Origin of the sequence: Clostridium sp. (genome assembly GCF_036642255.1) — a bacterium.
Lineage (GTDB): Bacteria > Bacillota > Clostridia > Clostridiales > Clostridiaceae > Clostridium_J.
On record NZ_JAVWDJ010000014.1, the window covers coordinates 85,349 to 91,348 of the forward strand.

Consider the following 6,000-nt stretch of genomic DNA (forward strand, 5'->3'; position numbering starts at 1 on the left):
TCTATTCTTAGATTCGCGACAAATATAATATATAAATTTTTAATTTCCAAATATATTTGATTTATTTTTAATTTTAACTTGAAAATAAATCAAATTTTAAATTTATTTCATTTAAACGAATATCTTTTATATAAACATCATCTATTAGTAGATAATACTTATATTAATTAATCACCACATTAATTTTATAATCTTTATGGATTTGGGACTATACACTTTTGGGGGATCTTAACTACACCATTAGAGTCAACAGTAATTCTATATTCAGAACTTCCTATCGACGCTGAACCATCAATACTATTAAACGCGTATGTTATTGTATCTTTTACACCAATACCAGTCATGTTTCCTATACCATACTCATTTATAGTAATTCATGGAGTACCAGAAATTGAATTTATTCCAATAAATGAATCTTTATGATTACCTAGTTTTAGATAATTAAATCCATCACTATTTACTAACGCTATCCCTGGATTTACAAAAAAACAATTTCCTTCAGATGTTAGGCCATATCCAGATAATGTCCCAAACACAGAGTTTACTATATTACTAATATTACCGATTATATTATTAGATTCAACATCAAAGAGTATATTACCAATCTCTATATCTGCAGATATGGTTTTTCCTTTTTCTACATTTTGTTCTAATGCACATGCTTTTATCAGATCTTCAACTCCAGTACTTTCGTCCGTCATATATAAAAATTTACAATCTACTCCAGATGTAAGTATTCTAACCTTAGTATCTGTACATCCAACTACCAAGCCTTCTACAATACCTTTATCTCCAGTTCCATACAATTTTACTCCAGCGTGTAATTGCGTAATCTCAGTAGTACATTCAAAAGTAATACCTCTATACTTATCTTTAATAGTACCAGTGTATTCTAATATATTAAATCATCTATCATATATATGAGTTGCACAGTTATACCGTGTTCCATATTGAATTGTCTCATATATAGATCTATCTTTTGGCATAAACTTTAAACTAAGATATATAAGCACTTTACTATCACCTGATGGTTTAAAATCTAGTTCTGTAATAGTATAATCATCTCATTTACCTGAGATTTCATTATATTTAAATGCAGTTGTTAAGAGATTATAATAATAAAATAAAGAATTGGTAATATTTAATAACTCTTCATTATATGCAATATCTATAAGATTAGATATAGAATATCCCCCAACTTCTGCATTTTCATTATTTGAATACCATATAAGATTTTTATTAGAATAGTAAACTATTTTATTAATGACTTCTACTTTTAGTACTTTAAGTCCATTACCACAATATGTAGGCTTATTTATAATGTCTATAGAGGAATATGCAACATCCTTTTCTATAGGATTATTTGGTCTAGACGGAATGTTTATATTATTAGCATTAATTGTATCTATAGAGAGGACACCTCTTTCTAGATCTAACTGCGTATATAAATTCTTATCTGTGATTTTTTTAGATACCAGAGAATTAAATCTTCATTCATTAGGAATATCTTCTGAAATATCCTTTCTAGCATAGTTAGATGATGCGACTCCATTTAAGAATTCAGCATTTAGATTTTTTACTAACTGCGAAGATGTAATAATAAAAGGAGTTGTTATAGTATCAATAGTGAGAGCCTCTGAGAATTTTGTAGAGGATATTGCTGATAAAGGTATAGGCGTATAAGTAGTATTATCCGTCTGAAAAAACTTACCATCTGCGGTTATAATTAAATAATCATCTCCAGGGTAAGGATATCCTTCTAAGGCTTCTTCAGAATCTATAAATATTACTAATGGAGTCTCTTTCTTTTCTTCCTCTTCTTTTGGATCTTCTCCTCTAAACTGTACTTCATAAAATCTATCTTTAACTTGTACATAGACTCTACCTAAAGTCTGCAATACTAGATCTTTACCTTTATCCCCTATTTTAGAGTTATTAGATAATGTCCCCATTAACTCTTTAGTATATCTTCAGCAAAGTCTAGAATATTATCTGTAACAGCTCCAGACTCATCTAGTTTATTAATAAGTGCCTTTATGAATTTAATCTCACTATCTGTAAATTCTACTTCTATAGAAGGGGCATCAGTAGCTCAAACGACCCTCCCTTCCTCATTTTTAATCTTATAATCATCTACCTCACTACTTGAGAGGTCTATCTTACCTCTAATATTTCTTTTAGAGATCATATCAGTTACCGAGCCTTGCTCTGGCAAATTCATAAGCAGTACTAAGCGCACTGCAACATTTAAATTAAATTTACTTTTTTGTGTATTCATATTTGTTCATATTAAGTTAATTAATATGCAAAGTTAAACAATATTTGTGCAGTATCCAAATATTTATGTAATTATTATAACAAAAAAGGAGTAGCATTTCTGCTACTCCTTTCACTATTCATCTATAGATTTATAATTTAATGTGTCTTTAAGCTTTATTAAATCCTGATGATTAAATACTAATGCCTTATCAACTAAAGGCAGATTTATTTTTATCTTTCCTCCTCCTATCTCAATATCTCCTATAAATTTAGTATTTATTTTAAAAGGCTTGGTATTAATAACACTTTCTACCATCTCTGAAAGTATTCCATCAATATCCACCATTCCATTTTTATCAGAGACTTGTTTTAACATATCTTCAACCTTATATGCATTATTATCGATAACTCTACTAATCAAAGGTTTCGCAAAGGCAATTAAAGGACTACTTTGCGTCAATGAAGTTAGCTGAGCATCTACATATGTATGAAATACCCCCATTATTACGTCTACATGCTGCGCCATTGCTTAATAAATTCTTCGTATGTTAAATCTGGATTATCTTTAGAAAATTCTCTAAACTTTTTAAAGAGAGCCATCTCATTATCGGTATCTTCTACTATCTTATTTTTTAACTTCTTTACCAGTTTTAATTGTCTCTGCAATAGATCTCTACCATCTGATGTATTCTCAATATTAACTTTAACTAATTTTAATAGCTCTATTTGAATTATTCCTTGCAAAGAAGCTGTAATCTCGTTATATTCTTTATCCTCAGAAAATTTAGATTTCTGCGTCTCGGATAAAGAACTCATCTCATTATCTATACTATCTCAAATTAATTCAGTTTGGAGAGTTCCCTTTGTTTGCATTTGTGTTAGCTGGGCTTCATACTGTTTAAGCATCTGAAGTTGAGACTGCACATCATTCTGAGATAGTAATGGATCTGAATTACCAAGGAAAACTTGATTTACTGGATACATTTTATTTTTATTTTAATTTTAATTATAATCCTTTTTAAACAGGATATGAAGTTAAATATAAGAATCATAGTTTTATTATTATATTATTATAGCGTCTCCTAATCTAATAAATACACAGCTCATACCATCTATCATATTTACTCCATTTAAATCTTTAAAGGCATTAATAAATACTTGAGCAGACGTTGCCCCCTGCACTTGAATACTTACCTTGCTATTATTAATGAAGTTATAACGTTCGTTAAGATCGGTAACATCAAATACTCCAACACCTGAAATATTAGTCATATTTTGCGTTACAAACGCAGATGCAGATGTAACCATAGCCTTCTTAATAAATTGAGCCAATAGCCCTCATGTTATGACACCATTCTCTCCGCTAGTTTTTGTAGCACATCTCAAACTAAAAGTAGCCATATATCTACCAGTTTTAGTAAATTGAAAATATGAATTATCTAAAGTAGGAGTTATTAATCCACCGTCGTTATTAGTAAGTACTTTTCATGGAATACTAGCTCCAGAATTTACAGTAGAAGGCTGATCGACATCATTTAACATAATCCCGTAGAAACTAGAATGGATAGACCTATTAGTTCCTCCAGGAATACCTTGTGGAATACCAAAATTTAATACTACGTCTGTATCAGTCCCAGAATTTGTAACAGTTGCTGGAGATCCAGGAGGCAGGGTCGTAGTCAGTCCCACTTTAATCTTAGTACTTATAGTGGTACTTAGAGTTCGTACTTGCCTAGCAAGTATAGCTATATTTCTATTTATACAATCTACAAAATTATTCATAATCTTATATTTTAATTATTAGAGAGAGTTATTACACTCTCCCTAATAATAATAATTTAAACAGATGCTGGGCATCCACAAAGATTAGGATAAGATCCATACCCAGAAATAACTGGAGTACTAGGCAATACTACCTCACCTGTAATCATACGACAAGTTCTACGATCCGTATAATTTATACCAGCCGTATAAGCTTTGTCAATCTCACATTGTACCAAACGATTCTGATAAGGACGAATAGCAGAATCCACTGCGATCTGGATCTTAAGATCGTCAATTTGAGACTTTAACACATCAAATCCATCTCTTTGATTTTTATAAATACCAAACATTTCAGTATTAACTGTTTGGCGATCATTAAATCTAATATTCTGCATTCCTAATGCAAAATCATATAGATTTTTCTGATCAGTAAGTTCTGCGTTACATGCTTTCTCTCAAGCTTGAAAAGATGTTGGGCCAACGCACGTATCACTTGCGTTACTCCCAAGGCCAAATAAACCTTTCCCATTCATTGATAAAAGACCCAATGCTGTACCAGCTATTCCTAAGCCTAATCCCGCACCAGCAACACCTTTAGACGCATATTCTTTATTTTCGTTCTCATATTCATGAACGATTTCTCTCTTCTCTACTACTTCCATAGTTATTGGTTTTTTAATTGTTAATTTTATCTATTTTATTGTAAGCTTACAGTGTAAATTTACAACAGAAAGTAGTATATGCCTAATGTTACTATATAAATAAAATAACCCTTCTAAGTATTTAAACTTAAAAGGGTTACAAAAATATATCATTAACGTTTCGATGCTAAATATTTATCTAAATCTTTTTTCCTTCAGAAAAGCTCTTTGAAGCCTTGTTGTTTTATACCATTAGGTATAATACCTTCACGTACATGATTATCAAATGTAGATCTGCTTATACTTAAGTATTTACACGCTTGATATTTACTAAGCTTTTCGTTCTTATTAGTTATAGTCGTAAGATACTCTATAATTTCTTCACATTCTACAGAACTTAAATTAGAATTACCTGTATCAATATCATTAATTATTCTTAATAAAAGATCCATAATAATCTTCATCATAACTAAATATAGATTTGAACGTTAGCAAGTATTAAGTTATCTGTTATTCTAGTAAAGCAATAGCACTTATATCCAGAAGTAGATGTTATAGAATTAAATCCTTCTGAAGTTTTTACTTTTGGATTTCTAGTAGTAGTTACTGCACAGTTAAATGGCACTATTATAATTGAATCTGGATTATCTTCACTATATGTTTCATTTCCTGTAAGAGCCCAAGACTGAGTAAGTGAGTGAATGTACCCACCATTCCCAACATGTTCGCGACTGATCTCATATATCATTTTTTTAGTATAGAAACCATCCACATTAATATTACTCTGAGTAGCACCAGTATACACAGTTTCACTTCCACCTGCGGTTATACATAGTGGGAATGGATTTGGAAGGACAGTGGGAATTTCTTTAATACTATTTGTATTAGCTGGCACATATCCTAAAGCAGCGGATATAGAACTGGAGCTTACATTGACATATGCTTTATTTGTTGCGTCCAAACGCACGGCTATGCCCGAATCACCCAATGTTTCAGTATATCCTATTTTAATACCACCTAGCGCAATATTCGAAGCAGCAGGTAATATATATTCTTCTATAAGATGACTATTAGAGATTGTAACTACACCATTAACTAACTTAAGACTAATTCCTAAGCCGTTAGTTAATGTAAGTGCTGAAGAAGAATCATTTAATGTAGCATCACCGACTTTAATAGGCCGTCATGTGTTTGCGGTAACAAATCCCAAATTAGAAACTCAACTTTGAGTGGCTAAAGAACTCAATAAAATTCCAGAGTCTTTAATAGATTTTAATCCAGACCCAACAATAATTTTATCTGCAGCAAAAGCTCCACTAGACATTACATCACCTCC

Annotated in this window: 12 protein-coding genes; 1 reads left to right on the forward strand and 11 read right to left on the reverse strand. The window is 30.9% G+C overall.

The genetic code is table 11. The features are described 5' to 3' along the window. Positions 1 to 374: 374 nt before the first annotated feature. Entirely contained in the window at positions 375 to 806 is a 432-nt protein-coding gene (locus tag RR409_RS10035; RefSeq protein WP_332557614.1) for a hypothetical protein, read from the reverse strand. Between the two features lie 514 nt (positions 807 to 1,320). On the opposite strand from RR409_RS10035, the gene RR409_RS10040 reads away from it, so the two are divergent. Continuing rightward, positions 1,321 to 1,533, forward strand: a complete 213-nt coding sequence (locus RR409_RS10040; protein WP_332557615.1) for a hypothetical protein — start codon at positions 1,321 to 1,323, stop codon at positions 1,531 to 1,533. Here RR409_RS10040 and RR409_RS10045 read toward each other — a convergent pair. From RR409_RS10045 to RR409_RS10090, 10 genes are all read right to left on the reverse strand, one after another. Further along, a complete protein-coding gene (locus tag RR409_RS10045; RefSeq protein ID WP_332557616.1) occupies positions 1,491 to 1,952 on the reverse strand; it encodes a hypothetical protein in 462 nt (153 codons plus the stop codon). The genes RR409_RS10040 and RR409_RS10045 overlap by 43 nt on opposite strands. Before the next feature lie 140 nt (positions 1,953 to 2,092). Beyond that, entirely contained in the window at positions 2,093 to 2,278 is a 186-nt protein-coding gene (locus tag RR409_RS10050; protein WP_332557617.1) for a hypothetical protein, read from the reverse strand. A gap of 114 nt (positions 2,279 to 2,392) precedes the next feature. Next, a complete protein-coding gene (locus tag RR409_RS10055; protein ID WP_332557618.1) occupies positions 2,393 to 2,761 on the reverse strand; it encodes a hypothetical protein in 369 nt (122 codons plus the stop codon). Between the two features lie 8 nt (positions 2,762 to 2,769). Continuing rightward, the gene (locus RR409_RS10060) at positions 2,770 to 3,075 is read right to left on the reverse strand and encodes a hypothetical protein (RefSeq protein ID WP_332557619.1); all 306 of its coding nucleotides are present in this window, start codon (positions 3,073 to 3,075) and stop codon (positions 2,770 to 2,772) included. Positions 3,076 to 3,321: 246 nt separating this feature from the next. After that, positions 3,322 to 3,591 carry a hypothetical protein gene (locus RR409_RS10065; protein WP_332557620.1) on the reverse strand — a complete coding sequence of 90 codons (270 nt, stop codon included), beginning with the start codon at positions 3,589 to 3,591 and terminating at the stop codon, positions 3,322 to 3,324. Between the two features lie 153 nt (positions 3,592 to 3,744). Then, positions 3,745 to 4,041: a hypothetical protein gene (locus RR409_RS10070; RefSeq protein WP_332557621.1), complete on the reverse strand. Its 297-nt coding sequence runs from the start codon at positions 4,039 to 4,041 to the stop codon at positions 3,745 to 3,747. A 56-nt stretch (positions 4,042 to 4,097) separates the two neighbouring features. Then, positions 4,098 to 4,292, reverse strand: coding sequence for a hypothetical protein (locus RR409_RS10075; RefSeq protein ID WP_332557622.1), 195 nt, complete (start codon positions 4,290 to 4,292; stop codon positions 4,098 to 4,100). A gap of 186 nt (positions 4,293 to 4,478) precedes the next feature. Further along, positions 4,479 to 4,685: a hypothetical protein gene (locus tag RR409_RS10080; RefSeq protein WP_332557623.1), complete on the reverse strand. Its 207-nt coding sequence runs from the start codon at positions 4,683 to 4,685 to the stop codon at positions 4,479 to 4,481. 194 nt (positions 4,686 to 4,879) lie between these two features. Further along, positions 4,880 to 5,116 (reverse strand): hypothetical protein, encoded by a 237-nt coding sequence (locus tag RR409_RS10085; protein WP_332557624.1) that lies wholly within the window; start codon positions 5,114 to 5,116, stop codon positions 4,880 to 4,882. 17 nt (positions 5,117 to 5,133) lie between these two features. After that, on the reverse strand, positions 5,134 to 5,652 hold the full coding sequence (locus tag RR409_RS10090) for a hypothetical protein (protein WP_332557625.1): 519 nt from the start codon (positions 5,650 to 5,652) through the stop codon (positions 5,134 to 5,136). Between the last annotated feature and the right edge of the window lie 348 nt (positions 5,653 to 6,000).

Coding starts and splice junctions, on each gene's coding strand:
- RR409_RS10050 (WP_332557617.1), bottom strand. CDS start 2,278: ATGAATACACAAAAAAGTAAATTTAATTTAAATGTTGCAGTGCGCTTA.
- RR409_RS10070 (WP_332557621.1), bottom strand. CDS start 4,041: ATGAATAATTTTGTAGATTGTATAAATAGAAATATAGCTATACTTGCT.
- RR409_RS10040 (WP_332557615.1), top strand. CDS start 1,321: ATGTCTATAGAGGAATATGCAACATCCTTTTCTATAGGATTATTTGGT.
- RR409_RS10060 (WP_332557619.1), bottom strand. CDS start 3,075: ATGAGTTCTTTATCCGAGACGCAGAAATCTAAATTTTCTGAGGATAAA.
- RR409_RS10055 (WP_332557618.1), bottom strand. CDS start 2,761: ATGGGGGTATTTCATACATATGTAGATGCTCAGCTAACTTCATTGACG.
- RR409_RS10080 (WP_332557623.1), bottom strand. CDS start 4,685: ATGGAAGTAGTAGAGAAGAGAGAAATCGTTCATGAATATGAGAACGAA.
- RR409_RS10085 (WP_332557624.1), bottom strand. CDS start 5,116: ATGGATCTTTTATTAAGAATAATTAATGATATTGATACAGGTAATTCT.
- RR409_RS10045 (WP_332557616.1), bottom strand. CDS start 1,952: ATGGGGACATTATCTAATAACTCTAAAATAGGGGATAAAGGTAAAGAT.